This is a genomic window from Mesorhizobium sp. BH1-1-4, from assembly GCF_020165665.1.
In the GTDB taxonomy this organism is placed as follows: domain Bacteria; phylum Pseudomonadota; class Alphaproteobacteria; order Rhizobiales; family Rhizobiaceae; genus Mesorhizobium.
Genome location: NZ_JAIUIN010000001.1, coordinates 509,772 through 524,621, shown reverse-complemented (window position 1 = coordinate 524,621; position 14,850 = coordinate 509,772). Strand labels below are relative to the sequence as shown.

Annotated in this window: 15 protein-coding genes; 7 read left to right on the top strand and 8 right to left on the bottom strand. The window is 63.8% G+C overall.

Annotated features, from left to right (window positions below; translation table 11 throughout):
* Position 1: 1 nt before the first annotated feature.
* Genes LB569_RS02400 through LB569_RS02390 form a run of 3 tightly spaced genes read right to left on the bottom strand, consistent with a single transcriptional unit; the run spans position 2 to position 2,900 of the window.
* On the bottom strand, positions 2 to 928 hold the full coding sequence (locus tag LB569_RS02400; RefSeq protein WP_224690903.1) for a DUF6492 family protein: 927 nt from the start codon (positions 926 to 928) through the stop codon (positions 2 to 4).
* Positions 925 to 1,731: a WecB/TagA/CpsF family glycosyltransferase gene (locus tag LB569_RS02395; RefSeq protein ID WP_224690902.1), complete on the bottom strand. Its 807-nt coding sequence runs from the start codon at positions 1,729 to 1,731 to the stop codon at positions 925 to 927. Before LB569_RS02395 ends, LB569_RS02400 begins: the two co-directional genes overlap by 4 nt.
* Entirely contained in the window at positions 1,728 to 2,900 is a 1,173-nt protein-coding gene (locus tag LB569_RS02390) for a glycosyltransferase (protein WP_224690901.1), read from the bottom strand. Before LB569_RS02390 ends, LB569_RS02395 begins: the two co-directional genes overlap by 4 nt.
* A 170-nt stretch (positions 2,901 to 3,070) precedes the next feature.
* On the opposite strand from LB569_RS02390, the gene LB569_RS02385 reads away from it, so the two are divergent.
* The 3 genes from LB569_RS02385 to proC are packed head-to-tail and all read left to right on the top strand — an operon-like array spanning position 3,071 to position 6,242.
* A complete protein-coding gene (locus LB569_RS02385) occupies positions 3,071 to 4,069 on the top strand; it encodes a glycosyltransferase family 2 protein (protein ID WP_224690900.1) in 999 nt (332 codons plus the stop codon).
* Positions 4,038 to 5,366, top strand: coding sequence for an O-antigen ligase family protein (locus tag LB569_RS02380; protein WP_224690899.1), 1,329 nt, complete (start codon positions 4,038 to 4,040; stop codon positions 5,364 to 5,366). Before LB569_RS02385 ends, LB569_RS02380 begins: the two co-directional genes overlap by 32 nt.
* Positions 5,367 to 5,426: 60 nt before the next feature.
* Positions 5,427 to 6,242: a pyrroline-5-carboxylate reductase gene (gene proC / locus LB569_RS02375; protein WP_224690898.1), complete on the top strand. Its 816-nt coding sequence runs from the start codon at positions 5,427 to 5,429 to the stop codon at positions 6,240 to 6,242.
* A gap of 113 nt (positions 6,243 to 6,355) precedes the next feature.
* Here proC and LB569_RS02370 read toward each other — a convergent pair whose 3' ends face one another.
* The 3 genes from LB569_RS02370 to LB569_RS02360 form a co-directional block, all read right to left on the bottom strand.
* A complete protein-coding gene (locus LB569_RS02370) occupies positions 6,356 to 6,748 on the bottom strand; it encodes a type II toxin-antitoxin system VapC family toxin (protein ID WP_224690897.1) in 393 nt (130 codons plus the stop codon).
* Complete coding sequence (locus LB569_RS02365; protein ID WP_224690896.1) at positions 6,748 to 6,990, bottom strand: type II toxin-antitoxin system VapB family antitoxin; 243 nt, start codon at positions 6,988 to 6,990, stop codon at positions 6,748 to 6,750. The genes LB569_RS02370 and LB569_RS02365 overlap by 1 nt, the downstream gene beginning before the upstream one ends.
* An 84-nt stretch (positions 6,991 to 7,074) precedes the next feature.
* The gene (locus tag LB569_RS02360; RefSeq protein ID WP_224690895.1) at positions 7,075 to 8,388 is read right to left on the bottom strand and encodes an NAD(P)H-dependent oxidoreductase; all 1,314 of its coding nucleotides are present in this window, start codon (positions 8,386 to 8,388) and stop codon (positions 7,075 to 7,077) included.
* Positions 8,389 to 8,730: 342 nt separating this feature from the next.
* Here LB569_RS02360 and LB569_RS02355 point away from each other — a divergent pair, with 342 nt between their 5' ends.
* The 3 genes from LB569_RS02355 (at position 8,731) to LB569_RS02345 (ending at position 10,979) form a co-directional block, all read left to right on the top strand.
* The gene (locus tag LB569_RS02355) at positions 8,731 to 10,137 is read left to right on the top strand and encodes a PTS galactitol transporter subunit IIC (protein WP_224690894.1); all 1,407 of its coding nucleotides are present in this window, start codon (positions 8,731 to 8,733) and stop codon (positions 10,135 to 10,137) included.
* A 71-nt stretch (positions 10,138 to 10,208) separates the two neighbouring features.
* Positions 10,209 to 10,670, top strand: coding sequence for a PTS sugar transporter subunit IIA (locus tag LB569_RS02350; protein WP_224690893.1), 462 nt, complete (start codon positions 10,209 to 10,211; stop codon positions 10,668 to 10,670).
* A 21-nt stretch (positions 10,671 to 10,691) separates the two neighbouring features.
* Entirely contained in the window at positions 10,692 to 10,979 is a 288-nt protein-coding gene (locus tag LB569_RS02345) for a PTS sugar transporter subunit IIB (protein ID WP_140705971.1), read from the top strand.
* A 32-nt stretch (positions 10,980 to 11,011) separates the two neighbouring features.
* On the opposite strand, the gene LB569_RS02340 is transcribed toward LB569_RS02345, so the two are convergent.
* Both LB569_RS02340 and LB569_RS02335 read right to left on the bottom strand, forming a co-directional pair.
* Complete coding sequence (locus tag LB569_RS02340) at positions 11,012 to 12,403, bottom strand: multicopper oxidase family protein (RefSeq protein ID WP_224690892.1); 1,392 nt, start codon at positions 12,401 to 12,403, stop codon at positions 11,012 to 11,014.
* A 181-nt stretch (positions 12,404 to 12,584) separates the two neighbouring features.
* On the bottom strand, positions 12,585 to 13,403 hold the full coding sequence (locus tag LB569_RS02335) for an alpha/beta fold hydrolase (protein WP_224690891.1): 819 nt from the start codon (positions 13,401 to 13,403) through the stop codon (positions 12,585 to 12,587).
* Between the two features lie 191 nt (positions 13,404 to 13,594).
* On the opposite strand from LB569_RS02335, the gene LB569_RS02330 reads away from it, so the two are divergent.
* Positions 13,595 to 14,848: an ABC transporter substrate-binding protein gene (locus LB569_RS02330; protein ID WP_224690890.1), complete on the top strand. Its 1,254-nt coding sequence runs from the start codon at positions 13,595 to 13,597 to the stop codon at positions 14,846 to 14,848.
* Positions 14,849 to 14,850 lie beyond the last annotated feature (2 nt).

Sequence of the window (14,850 nt, the reverse complement as noted above, 5' to 3'; positions counted from 1 at the left end):
GTCAGCGATCAAGCCCGATCAGGCGGCGGATGCGGCCGATATCGGTACCGATGAAGGACTGCATGCCGATCGCCACCTGCTCCGGCGCCATGCCGGCGACGAAGCGGCGGAACTCGTCGTCCGACAGCGCCTCGCCCGTCCAGTGGACGCGGCAGAATTCCTCCGAACCGTGGAAGTGGCCGGCTCCGTCCAGCAGATCATCGACATAGCGGCCGTAGATCATGCATTCGGAGAATTTGCGCGCCGAGCCTATGACCTCGACCCAGTCCCGGCCATGGATCTCTTCAATCCGGCCGCACATGGCAAGCACCGTGTCCCGACGCCAGGCGATCAGCGTCGAGATGTAATCATGGGCCGATGTCCGGGACGGGTCGATGCCGAGTGCCGCACCGGCATTGCGCGACCACAGGCGGTGCTCGTCGTGGCCGTCATCGGCGAGCACGCCATCGCGACGGAACAGGCGCGCCTTCCCATCGTGCCAGAAGGCACCGCAATCGAACGCCTTCAGGAAAGCGACGTCGGAATCGCAGAAGATCAGGACGTCTTCCGCGGCGTGCGCCGCAATAGCGATCCGGCGCAGTTGCTGCACATGCCAGCCGCGCAGCGGCTGGGTCTTCAGGCTGAGCCAGACGCGCCGGCGAAACAGGCTGAGCGGATCGTCGAAGGCGCGCAGCCAGCGCGGCAAGAGGTCCCGTTCATTGACGACCGAGCGGCGGCTGGTCTCCAACTGACGGAAAAGCGCGAGGTCGCGATGTTCGACCAGAATGTAGTGGTGCGCGGCACCGGAGACGTGCCGGTCGAGCGTTTCGCACAGCAGGCGGCAGCGTTCGAAATCCGGGGCGTAGCTTGCCGTCACCACCGCTGCCGTCGGCGTTTTCGCCAACACGCCAGGGCCAGCCAGCGGGTCTGGGACGAAGCGCTTGTTCAACGAAACTCTCCGGGAGCATCCGTGACGGTCTCGGCACCCCGCGACCATTTCTGCTTGACGACGCGCCACAGGAACACGGGATTGCCGACCACATAGCGACGCCAGAGCCGGCCGGGCTCGACCGCCAGCCTGAACAGCCATTCCAGCCTCAGCCGGCGCATCCATAGCGGGGCGCGCGGCACCGAGCCGCTCAGGAAATCGAGCAACGCGCCGACCGCGACCGGCAGCGTGCAGTGGCGTTCGTCGATATGGCGCTCGATCCACAGCTCCTGGCGCGGCACGCCCATCGCGACCAGCAGCATGTCAGGCCGCAGTTTTGCGATCCGGTCGATGATCTCCGGCTCCTGTTCGGCGGAGAAATAGCCATCGTGAATGACCACGAAATCGTGCTGTACGGCAAGTGCCGCCAGCTTCGCCGACGCTGCTTCGGCGTTGACACGCGTCGCACCGAGCAACCCCACGGTCAGCCGCCTCTTGGAGGCCTGCAGGAAGGCCGGCACGAAATCGGTGCCGTTGAGATTGTCGGGAAACGGCGCCCCGTAGAGAAGCTTCGCGGCGAGATCGACGCCGATGCCGTCCGGCAGGATGAGGAAATCGTCGAGCGCCTCGGCGAAGACCGGGTCGGTATAGGCGATGTTGGCATTGTGGGCGTTGAGGAAGCTCACCTTGGTGAAGCGCTTCTCGGCTAGCAGGCGATTAAGCAGGGCGATCGCATCGTTCCACCGGATGGCGAGCACCGGGATGCCGAGGATCATTTTCAGACTGTCGAGCCCGAACGCGGCGCGGGCGGCGTGCATGTTCATGCGAACACCTCCTGCCGGACAGCGCCGATTTTTTCGAGGCCGACACGCACCGCGGCATCGAGCGCCTTGACCTGCTGGCAATGGAAGGCGCCGCCATCGACATCGTGGATATCGGCCGCGGCTGCCTCCAGTGACCGGGCGAAGCTGGCCGGGTCATCGGTGACCACGCAATTGACGGGGCGATGGTCGATGCCGCGCAGCGAGCGGCTGGTTGCGACCGAGGGCAGACCAAGCTCGAATGTCTCGATGGTCTTCAGCTGCACGCCGCTGCCCGCGGTGCTGATCAGCGGGATGACGGCCGCGCCACGGACGAAAGCCCTGGCGTCCGGGACACGGCCGACGAACTCGACCCCCGGATGCGCCGAGGTGACGCCGGAAGGCATGTGGCCCGCGATGCGGATACGGAAACCAGGCTTGAGATGCGGCACCACCTTGCCCAGGAACCAGTCGAGGCCGATGCGGTTCGGCTGCCAGGTCCAGGTGCCGATCAGGGCCGCGTCGCAGTCGATCGGACGTCGGCCTTTGGGGATTGGCGCCGTGGCGCCGGTGACCAGCGGCAGCACAGCCGAACGGTCATCCGAGGCGACACCGAGTGCCACGCGATCCTCCTCGGCCAACGTGAAGACGAAGCGCGCACGCCTGCAGAGGCGCTCTTCCACCAGCTTGAGCAGCCTTGCCTCGCGCCGGAACAGCAGGCGCTGGAAAATGCCGTCGGCGGCAACGGCGTTCTCGCGGGCCGAGAGATGCTCGACATTGTGGGCGACGAAGATCGAGGGCCGGTCCCCGAAGAGCTTTTCGAAAGCGCCGGCGAACTGCACGGAATTCAGCACATAGCCGTCGAACGGACCGGCTCGTTCGATGGCGGACTGAACATCGTGCTCGGACACCGCACGCAACTTGACCGACGCGAAGGTGAGGCCCGAAAATACTGCCTTGCCGAGCCAGGCGAGCTTTTGCAGCGGGGAAGCACTTTCGGTGCGCACGTCGATTTCACCAAGCACCACAGTATTTTCGGGATCCATCGCGACTTTCCCGGGCCAGGTGAAGCCGATCACCGTCACGCGCGCGCCGGCGCGCCGCAAGGCGGCGATGACCGCGGCGTTGGCGATCTCGTAGCCCGAGGCAAGAGCACCGTCGGGCACGATCGATGTGGCGAACAGCAGATGCATCTCACTATCCTGTGGTGTAGCCGGTAGCAAAGCGCGGTGAACCCTTGATTAAGCGAGCACGACCAACGTGCCAAAGCCCATGCCTGGCAGGCTTCTCCGTGCAAGGTGATTAACGAAACCTTATCACCGTGGTGCTACCAGAACGCGACTCACGACGCGGCTGGACACGGATGATCCCTTTGCCATTGGACGGTTCGGTATCGATCGCGGGACGGTCTCCCCGGCTCGACGTGGAGGCCGTCGAAGCGATCGTCACCTTGCCGACCTTCAAGCGGCCGCAACAGGTGCTGGAGACGCTGGCATCGCTGCGCGCGCAACAAACCGGCAGGCGCTTTGCCGTCATCGTCATGGAAAACGAAGCCGAGGCGCGGGAGGGCGCCAAGGCGGCGCTGCCGCTGTTCGAACGCGGCGAGATACCGGGCATGGTCATCATCGCGCACGAGCGCGGCAATTGCAGCGCCTATAATGCCGGCTGGCAGACGGCGATCCTGCATTTCCCGAACTTCCGGCATCTGCTGGTCATCGACGATGATGAACTCGCCGATCCGCAATGGCTGGAGCGGATGTGCGGCACTGCCGAAACGCTCGGCGCCGATATCGTTGGCGGCCCGCAAGTGCCCGTCTTTGCCGATCCCGCCCATGTGAAATGGGCCGGCCATCCTGTCTTCGCGCCGCCCTACCGGGAGACCGGGCGGGTGCCCGCGCTCTATTCGTCCGGCAATCTTCTGGTCGGGCGCGACGTGTTGACCGCCATGGGGCCGCCGTTCCTCGATCTCAGATTCAATTTCATGGGCGGCGGCGACGCCGACTTTCTCAGCCGGTCGGCGCAAAAGGGCTTCGTGCTGGGCTGGTGCGCCGAAGCCAAGGTGCGGGAGACGGTTCCGGCCCGGCGCGTCGAGGGCGACTGGATCCGCGCCCGCAGCCTGCGCAACGGTGTCATCTCGACACTGGTGGAAAAGAAGAAGCGCGCCGGCACGCCCTTCGGCGGTGCCAAGGTGTTCGCCAAGAGCCTGGCGCTGCTTGCCGCCTCGCCGCTTCGCGGCATCATGCGGCTGGCGCGGACCGGATCGCCGGCGATCGCGCTCTATCCCATCCATGTGGCGCTTGGCCGCGTGCTGGCCGAATTCGGATATGCCAATGAGCAATACCGCCAGCCTGAGAAAAACTGATCGCCCCCCGCTCAGCGCCGCATTCACGCGCGACGGCGTGGCGACCGCGATCGCCGCGCTGCTGTTCACCGTCATCATGGTGTCCTTCCGCCCGTTCCAGCCGGCCGGCGCCGAACTCACCGGCGACGGCGGCGACATCGTCAACCAGCTCGGCTTCGGCTCGCTCGGCGCTGTTTCGATCTTCGCGCTGACGGCTTTCGCCGATCCGCGCGTCGTGCGCTCGCTGCTCAGCCCGTCCTGGATACTGATGCTCGGCTTCTTCTTCCTGTCGGTGGTGCTGGCGACCGATCCGCCCTCGGCAATGCGCGCTGCGTCCTTCACCATGATCGGCATCCTGACGATGGCAACGATCCTGGCGCTGCCCCGCGACGCCGAGTCCTTTTCAAGGGTCATCGTCTTCACCGCCGTCGTGGTGATGGGCCTGTCCTATTTCGGCCTCATCGCCTTTCCGCACGAGGCGATGCACACGGCCGACTCGCAGGAGCCCGAACATGCCGGCCTGTGGCGCGGCGTGTTCACCCACAAGAACATCGCCGGACCTATCATGGCCTGCTTCAGTTTCGCCGGCCTCTATCTCTATCGGCGCGGTCAGCGCTGGTGGGGCGCTGGTATCTTCTGCGCGGCGATGATCTTCATGCTGCACACCGGCTCCAAGACCACCGCCGGGCTGGTGCCGTTCTCGATCCTGATCGTGATGTTCCCGAGCCTGATGGGCATGCGGCTCGGCACGCCGATCCTGTTTGCGCTGGCGGTCATCGCCACGGCGGTCGGCACGCTGGGCATCGTCTTCCTGCCGCCGGTCAAACATCTGGCGGCGATCTATTTTCCCGACATGACCTACACCGGCCGCACCACGCTGTGGGAGTTCGCCGGCTCGATGCTGGCGAAGAAACCGTGGACCGGCTACGGTTATGAGAGCTTCTGGGGCACGCCGCTGCTGTTCAACCAGGACCAGCCCTTCGACCGCCCGTGGGACATCAGGACCATCGTGCATGGCCATGACGGTTATCTCGACATCGCCGTGCTGATGGGCATCCCTGCCCTTTGCGTCGCCGTCTACACTTTCCTCATCGCGCCGCTGCGCGACTACATGCGCATTCCGCTGCGCAAGGAAAACATCTTTCTCGGCGATTTCTTCATGATGGTGGTGCTGTTCACCGCCCTCAACGCCTTTCTCGAAAGCTTCTTCTTCCATCGCGGCGATCCGGTCTGGCTGTTCTTCGTCTTCGGCGTGCTGGGCCTCAGGCAAGTGTCGCTGCGGCCGATCGCGGTGCGCGCGCCCGTGCAGCGATCCTGAGAGGGCTTCCCCGCCGATCCGCGAGCGTCTATGTCATGGCCTTTCCTTGGGGGGCTCTCGATGACGACCAGGCTTGTTCTCGCCGGCTGCGGCAATATGGGTTACGCCATGCTCTCGGGCTGGCTGAAATCCGGCAAGCTTGCACCCTCGGCGGTCTTCGTGGTCGAGCCCAATGAAGACCTGCGCCAGCGCGCGGCGGCCCTGGGCTGCGACACGGCGGCGGAAGCCGGAGCCATACCGGCGGACGCCGTGCCAGACCTCGTCGTCATCGCCGTGAAGCCGCAGGTGATCCGTGACGTCACCGCCGCCTACAAGCGCTTCGGCGACGGCCGCACCACATTTGTCAGCATTGCCGCCGGCACACCCTCCGCCACCTTCGAGGCGATCCTCGGCAACCGCGCGCCGATCGTGCGCTGCATGCCCAACACACCCGCCGCCATCGGCAAGGGCATGATGGTGGTCTATTCCAACCCCCTCGTTTCCGACGACGCCAAGCGCCTCGTCGCGGATCTTTTATCGGCGAGCGGCGAAGTGACCACCATCGACGACGAAGGCCTGATGGACGCGGTGACCGCCGTGTCCGGATCGGGGCCGGCCTACATCTTCCATTTCATCGAGGCGCTGACCGTGGCCGCCGAGAAGGCCGGCCTGCCGGCGGCGACCGCCAAGCTGCTTGCCATGCAGACCGTCTACGGCGCCGCGTCGCTTGCGGCGGAAAGCCGTGAGGATCCGGGCGTGCTACGCCAGCAGGTGACCAGCCCCAACGGCACGACGGCGGCCGCGCTTGGCGTGCTGATGGGCGAGGACCGGCTGACCAACCTGCTCACGCAAGCGGTGGAAGCGGCGCGGCTAAGGTCGATCGAACTGGGAAAATGAACCGCGCCGCTTCGTGAGACGTCATGACAGCAGGAAACCGACGCGCCCCTGTTCGCCGTGGAGTCCGCGTCAGCGCGGCTGAGTTCTAGACCATAGGGTCGGGGAAGCAGAGCTCAAGCCAGATCGGTATGGGAAAAGTCTTCGCCTTTGTAGAGCAAAGGCATTCCACGGCTTTTTGCCGATGCATATGACAGGCAGTCGGCGAGATTGAGCTGAGCCGGATGGCCGCGACCTTTGCCATAGTCCGAAAAGGCCTGGATCGCGAGCTTGGCATCACCGCTTTCGATCGGAAGCACCTCGATTGCGGCCTCGCGCAGGAAATCTTCTATCGCCTTTTCAGCGAAGAGCGGCTCCACCACCAACTTCGATGAAAGCCGCATCGCAGCTTCAAGCACGACCAGCGGAGATGTTACCCGTATCGAGGCCTGCCCGATCCGGCGGCTCCATTCGGCGGCGTCTTCCTCTCCGGCGAGGACGGCGATCACCACCGAGGTGTCGATGAACATCAGGAATGTCCCCACATCTCGTCGATCTCATCCTTGGTCAAATCCCTGCCGCCGCTTCCGCCTTTGGCCTTCAGGTCGTTCGCGATGGCGGCCAGTCGCTCAGCCAGCGGAACCTGTTCGCGTTCGCGTTCAAGCTCGGATTCGAGCGCTTCGATCACCGCCTCCGTCATTGAAATCTTTCGCTTTTCGGCAAGCTGCCGGGCGAGATCACGGGCGCGCGGGTCTCTGATCTGGAGATTCATTTTGGAAGCCTCCGGGCCGTTGTCACTACAATATAGTGAACTTGTCATGACAAGACCAGAGAGGCCGGCCTGCCAAATGCAATTTTAGGCCCCGTACAGAAGCTCATCCTGCAGCTTGCGCAAGGCGAACAGCCTGGTCGTCTGGTCGGGCGCGGCATTGTCGGCCGTCAGCAAATCGCCTTTCCTGACCGGCTTCAACACCTTGCCGCCCTCGAGCAGGCCGACCGGGACGGCGCGCTGGGCGCGGGCTTCGCCGACGGTCATGGTCCAGGAGCGATAACACGTCTCGCCGACCGCATCGAAGGTCTCGCCGGCCACGAGATCGCGCTTGGCGACCGCGCAGACCTCGGCGACCGGCCTCGGCAGCGGCACCATGTCGGGCTTGCCGAACAGCACGATGCGGGCTGCGGTGAGCGGCACTTCCAGCGACGTCAAATGGTAGGGCCGGAACAGGCTGTAATAAGGGCCGTGGCCGATATGCAGGTCGTCCATGCGCTCGATAATGCGTGGATGCGTCGCCTCGACGATGACGAAGACGCCGGGCGCGACACCCTTGCCGATGGTGTAGTCGACGACACCCTTCTTCAGCAGGAGGCCGCCGTCTTGGCGCGGGATCAACACCTTGACGAGGTCGTCGCGGTCGGCCTTCGGACCATGCATGCCGGGCACGTCGGGCACCAGTCCGGTGGCGTTGGCGATGGCGCACATCTCGACCATGGTCTTGGAGCCGTCGACGAACTCGACCAGCATGCGCGGGTTCATGTTGCGGCGGATCGCTTCCTCGCGATAGTCGTCGGGCACGGCATCGTGGTTGAGCGGGTTGTTCTTGCCCTTGCCGGCCGAGACGATGGTCAGGCCGAGGGCGGACGCGAACTCGATCAGTTCCATGCAACTCGACGGCTCGTCGCCGGCGCCGACCGAATAGACGACGCCGAGCCGGTCGGCCTGCTGTTTGAGGTAGCAGCCGATGGTGACGTCGGCCTCGACATTCATCATGACCAGATGCTTGCCATGCTCCATCGCCATGAGGTCGAAATCGGCGGCGACGCCGGGTTTTCCCGTGGCGTCGATGACGACGTCGATCAGTGGATTGGTGACCAGCATCTCATTCGAGGTGATGGCTATTTTTCCCGCCTCTATCGCCGCGGTGACTGTCGACGCGGCGTCGGCCTCGACCGCCATCCCTTCGTCACCATAGGCGATACGGATGGCGTCGCGCGCGGTGTGCGGGCGGCGCGTCGAGACTGCGCAGACCGCGATGCCCGGCATCAGCATGCCTTGCGTGACAAGGTCGGTGCCCATCTCGCCGGAGCCGATGACGCCGATGCGCACGGGGCGGCCCTCGGCCGCGCGTCTGGCGAGATCGCGGGCAAGTCCGGTCAAGGCCACATTGGTCATGCAGGGGATGTCCACAGCTTCTTGATTTGGGGCCGAATTAGCAGGGACGGGTCCGCTGTGCCAATGAAACCGCTCGCGGCCGGCGATTTCCAACGGAAACGCCGGGAAAAGCTGCATTCGCCGCGAATTATTGGCCCAAAGGGTTGCCAATTGACATTGCCGTGAACAGCCCCAATAAAACATTCGTTTGCTAACAAAGGCAAATGTTCATTCCGACAGCCTGTTCGGACGAGCATTCCGCCTCTCGTTAGGTAGGGGAGGCCTTTGCGCCAAGGCGGCAAAGGCGTTGACGAGATCAACGGAGCATCTTCGGGCAGAGCCCGCGGCTCCAGGGGAGGAAGAATGGATACTCTACTTGCTGGCCTCAAGGGGGCCATCGACACGCTCGGCGCGACAGTCCTGCTGCCGATCGTCATTTTCATCATTGCCGTGGTTTTGGGCGCCAAGGTCAGCAAGGCCTTTCGCGCCGCCGTGACCATCGGCGTCGCCTTCATCGGTATCAACCTCGTGCTTGGCCTGATGTTCACGTCGATCGGCGACGTGGCCAAGGCCATTGTCACCAACACCGGCATCCATCGCGACATCATCGATGTCGGCTGGCCTTCGGCGGCGGCGATCGCCTTCGGCTCGTCGGTCGGGCTTTGGGTCATCCCGGTCGGCATTCTGGTCAACATCGTGCTGCTTTTGACGCGCATGACACGCACGCTCAATGTCGACGTCTGGAATTTCTGGCACTTCGCCTTCGTCGGTTCGCTTGTCGTTGCCGCCACCGACAATCTGGCCTACGGCATTGCGATCGCGGCGCTCGTTGCAGCGCTGTCGCTGCTTTTCGCCGACTGGTCGGCGCGCGCGGTGCAGCAGTTCTACGGCGTGCCCGGCATCTCGGTGCCGCACCTCGCCTCGGCGCAGATCCTGCCGATCGCCATCATCCTGAACTGGATCATGGACCGCATTCCCGGCATCAACCGCATCAACATCAACACCGAAACCATCGAACGCCGCTTCGGCGTGTTCGGTGAACCGGTCGTGCTCGGCCTGATCATCGGCCTCGTGCTCGGCGCCATCGCCTTCTACAATGCCGGCGATCTCGGCACGGTACTGGCCAAGGTGCTGGGCACCGGCATGACGCTGGCGGCGGTCATGCTGCTGTTGCCGCGTATGGTCAAGATCCTGATGGAAGGCCTGCTTCCGGTTTCCGACGCGGCGCAGGAATTCGTGCGCAAGCGCACCGGCGACCGCGAGCTTCTCGTCGGCCTCGATTCGGCGATCCTGATCGGCCATCCCGCCGCGATCTCGTCGTCGCTGATCCTGGTGCCGATCGCGATCATCCTGTCGGTGATCCTGCCGGGCAACCGCGTCATCCTGTTCGCCGACCTGGCGGTCATCCCGTTCATCGTCGCCATGACCGCGCCGCTGGTCAAAGGCAATGTGTTCCGCATGGTGGTGATTGGCACGGTGACCTTGGCGATCGGTTTCTATGTCGCCAACGCGCTGGCTCCATTGTTCACCAGCGCGGCCGTCGCATCGGGCTTCAAGCTGCCGGCGGATGCGCTGCAGATCACCTCGGTGGTCGACGGCTTCCTGTGGGTTCCCTACGTGATCATCGAGGCGATCCAAGGGCTTGGGCTTGCTGGCATCATCCTCATCGCGGTGGTCATAGCTGCCCTGTTCGTGCTCTATCGCCGCAATACGCTTGGCTGGGAGCGGGCGGCGGGCGCCGAGGACGAGCCTGCCGAAGGCACGGCCTGACCCTTCATCGCGCCTCAATTTGAAACGATCGTGCGCCCTTCGCGGGCGCACGATTCATAACGGAGCAGAACATGTCCGACAGCCTCATGCAGCTTCTGGATCCCGATGCCATCGTGCTCGGATCGGATGCCTCGACCAATGAGGAGATCATCCGCATCCTCGCCGGCCGGCTCGAGGCTCTCGGCTATGTCAAAAGCTCCTATGCCGACGCGGTGGTGCGCCGCGAAATGACCATCCCGACGGGACTGCCGCTGGAACGCGCCGACAATGTCGCGGTGCCGCACACCGATCCCGAGCATGTGCTGAAGCCCGGCATCGCGATGGGCACGCTGATAAAGCCGGTGATCTTCGCCAACATGGAAGATCCCGACGAGAAGCTGCCGGTCGGCTTCGTCTTCCTGCTTGCCATCAATGACAAGGACAAGCAGATTGAAGCGCTGCAGTCCGTCATGGCCACCATCCAGAACCCCGATGCATTGGACGGCTTGAGGTCGGCCAGGAACCTCGACGACGTGCGTGCCGTGCTCGGCTGATAACCCAAGGAGGAGCAGCAAATGTCCAAACAGAAAACAATTCTCTTTGCCTGCGGCACCGGCATCGCCACCTCGACGGCGGTCAACGTTGCCGTCACCGAGGCGATGAAGAAGCGCGGCCTTACCTTCAACGCGCAACAGGCCAAGGCGACCGAAGTGCCGGGGCTGGCCGACAGTGTCGACTTCATCGTCTCCACGACCCCGATCTCGGCTTCGGTGACCAAGCCGGTCATCAAGGGCCTCGCCTTCCTCACCGGCATCGGCAAGGACAAGGTGCTTGACGAGATCGAGGCGCAGCTGCGCAAGTAGGTCGCGGACGACGCGGCCTTGCCGAGGGTGACTCAGACCACCCTGACGTAGCTCGTCATGCCCGATTTCTGGTGCTCGATGATGTGGCAATGCAGCAGCCAGTCACCGGGATTGTCGGCGACGAAGCCCAGGCTCACCTTCTCGTTCGGCTGGATAAGGTAGGTGTCCGAAATCAACGGCTGCACCGGACGCGTCGATGACGACAGCACCTTGAAGCTCATGCCGTGCAGATGCATCGGGTGCGATTGCGGCGTCAGGTTCTCCATGTCGATGATGTAACTCCTGCCGAGCTTCAGTTCGGCCAAAGGCGCCGTCGGGTCCGGCGTATCGCCTGGCCACGGCACTTTGTTGATGGCCCAGAAACTGTAGCCGAGCGAACCGCAGATGCCGTCGCTGGGGATGTTTTCGGCTGTAGCGCTTAGCGCCAGTGAAATATGCTGGGCAGTGCTGAGATCGACCTCGGCCACCGGATTGACCTCCAGCGGTGCTAGGTCGCGACTATCCCGCTTCAGCGAATTGCCTGTGGCGCGCAGCGTCGCGAGCACCTTGGGCTTGGTGCCCCTGACGTCGCGCAGGCTGACGATCGCGCCCTCCTCGTCCGGCATGCGGATGGCGAGTTCCATGCGTTGCCCGGGCCCAAGCAGCAAGGCGTCGGGCGAAAAGCGTTGCGGCACCGGATTGCCGTCCAGCGCCATCACCATTGCTTCGGCCCCGTCGACGCGAAAGGCATAGATGCGGGTGACGTCAGTAATGGCGACGCGCAGACGCGCCAGCCCGCCGGCCGGCGCATCGTATCGCGGCTGGTCTAGCCAGTTGGCGGTGCGCACCGTGCCGTAAGTGCCGGTTCTCGCCGCATCGCGCGGCCGGAACTGGTCGATGAACTGGGCGTCGTCGCCAAGGCGCCAGTCGCGCAGGTTGAGGACCACTTCGGCATCGAATTTCGGATCTTTCGGGTTTTCGACCACGATCACGCCGGTCAGGCCGTGGCCCATCTGCTCAAGCGTATTGCAGTGCGGATGGTACCAGAAGGTGCCGGCGTCCGGCGGGGTGAAGGCGTAGTCGAAATGGTCGCCGGTATAGACATAGGGCTGCACCAGGAACGGCACGCCATCCATCTTGTTCGGCACGCGGATGCCGTGCCAGTGGATGGTCGTCGGATCGTCTATGGCGTTGACCAGGCGCGCGGCGAAGGGTTCGCCTTTCTTCATCCTGATCACCGGCGGCATCCCGGCATTGCCATAGGTCAGCACATTGTTGGTCTGGCCACCGTCCATCAGCTTGGCCGCGATTTTCGCCGTTCGCAGCTCTATCGGCTCAGGCGTCGCGGCGAAGCCGCCCAGCCGGCCCATGGCGGCGAGCCCGACGCCGCTCGCACCGGCAACCGCGGCAGTCTTGAGCAGTCCGCGGCGGGTAAATACGGTCATGTCGCACTCCAACGGAAAAGCTGACTGTCCTGCGCAGCTTTGCCGTAATAGCCGGACTGGCATGCGTTTGCCAACGCTGCCGGTCGCGACGGCCCCTCGCCGTCAGTGCAACGCGGCCAGCAGTGCCCGTGCCGGGACGCATTCTGGACGATGGCCGCCGATCGGTGGCCTTGTGGCGGGTCTATGCCGGATCCACGCTCGCCAGGAAGCGGGCGAAGATCGGGTTGAAGCGGTCGGGTGAATCCCAGAACGGCGCGTGGCCCGATTTGTCAAGCAGATGCGACTTGCCTTCCCACAAATTGGAAAACTTGACCGCCGCGACGAAATCGGTGTTGACGAACGGTTCGTCGATGCCGTTGAGCACGCCGATCGGCGGCGTCTTGCCGGCGACGATCTCGCGCTGGTTGCGGCCGGTGCCGGCGGCGAATTTCTCGAACATCAGGCGCCGCGCCCGCCCGTCGGTGCGCGCCACCGTGTCGATCAGGAACGGCTCGAACGGCACGCCGCAGGTGCTGCGCGCATAGGCCTCGACATCGTCGGCGCTGAAGGTTTCCTGCCCGGCAAGGTGCATATGAGGACTCTGCTTGAAACCGTTGCCGACCTCCTTTGGCGATACCGGCGGGGTGCCCGTGATCATCAGGCCAAGCAGGCCGGGATAACGGTCGATCATCTCCAGCCCGATATGGCCGCCGAGCGACCAGCCGAAGACGATGGCCTTGCCGACCCCGAGCAATCCCAACACTTCGGTCATCGCATCGGCGTAGCCTTCCATGCTGTAGGAGCGATCGGGATCGATGGCGTCGCCGGATGCGCCGTGGCCGGGCAGATCGGGAGCGATCATGTGGTAGCGGTCGCCCAGCGGGCTCTCGAGCTGGTTGCGGAAGACCGCGCTTGACGACGAATTGCCGTGGATCAGCAGCACGGCGGTGCCTTTGCCGTCGGTCTCGCGAACGGCGATCTTGCCGTGGCTGGTTTCAAGGGTCTTCTGCGAGGTCGTCATGGTCCGCTCCGTCTGGAATTGCCTTGTTTTAGTGCAGATGCGCAGCAAAGCTGCCATGGCTTCTATACCTTTGCGGGAACCGTCTTCCCGGTCAGGTTGCGTTGAAAAATCCTTTTCAAATAAGAACAATTATGCGTAGATTGTCAATTATCCAACTCCCGATGAACGGGAGGAAAACAGGGAACGGCACGATGAAATCCAAATCCGCAGGCAACAGAATCCGCCACATGCTGATGAGCACGGCTCTCATCGCGGCGTTCGCCACGGCAAGCGCCCCCGCTTTCGCCGATGTCGTCAAGATCGGCCTGCTGGCGCCGATCACCGGCCCGGCCGCGGCCGACGGCCAGGAGTTCCAGCGCGGCGTGCAGATGGCGATCGACGAGGCAAACGCGGCCGGCGGCGTTGCCGGCAACACGTTCGAACTGGTGGTCGGCGACGTCAAGGATCAGTCGGCCGGCAACGTCACCAGCGCGGTCGAGCGCCTGCTCGGCGATCCTGGTGTGCAGTTCATGCTCACCGGCTACGCCAGCCTGACCAATTTCGAGATCGACAACATGGCCGAGGCCGAGATGCCCTACATGCTGGCGGCCACCTCGCAGCAGACCAGGGACATCATCGCCCCGAACCCCGACAAATACATGTGCTGCTGGTCGCTGACGCCGTCCTTCGACGCCTACAACACCGACGTCACCCTGTTCGTCGAGAAGCTCGCGGCGGACGGCAAGATCACCTTGCCGACCAAGAAGGTCGCCATCATCTCCTCCGACAATGCCTATTCGAAGACCATCTCGGAAGGCATGAAGAAGACCTTCAAGGAGAAGGGCTGGACCATCACCGTCGACGAGATCGTGCCGTTCGGCGAGGTCACCGACTGGCGTTCGATCCTCGCCAAGGTGCGCGAGAACGTTCCCGACGTCATCATCAACACCGACTATCTGCCGGGCAATTCGGCATCGTTCCTGAACCAGTTCCTCGAGCAGCCGACCAAGAGCCTGGTCTTCCTGCAATATGCGCCGAGCGTTCCGGAATTCGTCGAACTGACCGGCAAGAAGTCGAACGGCGTCATCTACAATCTTCTCGGCGGCGCGCTGACCACACCTAAGAACCCGCGTGCCGACGAGGTAGCGGCCAAGTTCAAGGCGAAATACGGCGTCGAGAGCGGCACCTACGGCGTCGGCCTCTACGAAATGACCAATGTCTATTTCGACGCGGTCAAGAAAGTCGGCGGCGCATCCGACCATGCGGCGATCATGAAGGCGCTGTCGGAGACCGACAAGCAGGTTGCGGAAGGCCGGCTGAAATTCGACCCGGCCACGCACCTCGCCACCCAGGGCGACGATTATATCCCGATCACCTTCTTCCAGATCTGGGATGGCCAGCGCACGTTGATCTCGCCGGAGAAATACGCCACCGGCGCCTTCAAGCCGCAGCCGTGGATGCAATAGGC

Coding starts and splice junctions, on each gene's coding strand:
- LB569_RS02395 (WP_224690902.1), bottom strand. CDS start 1,731: ATGAACATGCACGCCGCCCGCGCCGCGTTCGGGCTCGACAGTCTGAAA.
- LB569_RS02390 (WP_224690901.1), bottom strand. CDS start 2,900: ATGCATCTGCTGTTCGCCACATCGATCGTGCCCGACGGTGCTCTTGCC.
- LB569_RS02385 (WP_224690900.1), top strand. CDS start 3,071: ATGATCCCTTTGCCATTGGACGGTTCGGTATCGATCGCGGGACGGTCT.
- LB569_RS02380 (WP_224690899.1), top strand. CDS start 4,038: ATGAGCAATACCGCCAGCCTGAGAAAAACTGATCGCCCCCCGCTCAGC.
- proC (WP_224690898.1), top strand. CDS start 5,427: ATGACGACCAGGCTTGTTCTCGCCGGCTGCGGCAATATGGGTTACGCC.
- LB569_RS02370 (WP_224690897.1), bottom strand. CDS start 6,748: ATGTTCATCGACACCTCGGTGGTGATCGCCGTCCTCGCCGGAGAGGAA.
- LB569_RS02365 (WP_224690896.1), bottom strand. CDS start 6,990: ATGAATCTCCAGATCAGAGACCCGCGCGCCCGTGATCTCGCCCGGCAG.
- LB569_RS02360 (WP_224690895.1), bottom strand. CDS start 8,388: ATGACCAATGTGGCCTTGACCGGACTTGCCCGCGATCTCGCCAGACGC.
- LB569_RS02355 (WP_224690894.1), top strand. CDS start 8,731: ATGGATACTCTACTTGCTGGCCTCAAGGGGGCCATCGACACGCTCGGC.
- LB569_RS02350 (WP_224690893.1), top strand. CDS start 10,209: ATGTCCGACAGCCTCATGCAGCTTCTGGATCCCGATGCCATCGTGCTC.
- LB569_RS02345 (WP_140705971.1), top strand. CDS start 10,692: ATGTCCAAACAGAAAACAATTCTCTTTGCCTGCGGCACCGGCATCGCC.
- LB569_RS02340 (WP_224690892.1), bottom strand. CDS start 12,403: ATGACCGTATTTACCCGCCGCGGACTGCTCAAGACTGCCGCGGTTGCC.
- LB569_RS02335 (WP_224690891.1), bottom strand. CDS start 13,403: ATGACGACCTCGCAGAAGACCCTTGAAACCAGCCACGGCAAGATCGCC.
- LB569_RS02330 (WP_224690890.1), top strand. CDS start 13,595: ATGAAATCCAAATCCGCAGGCAACAGAATCCGCCACATGCTGATGAGC.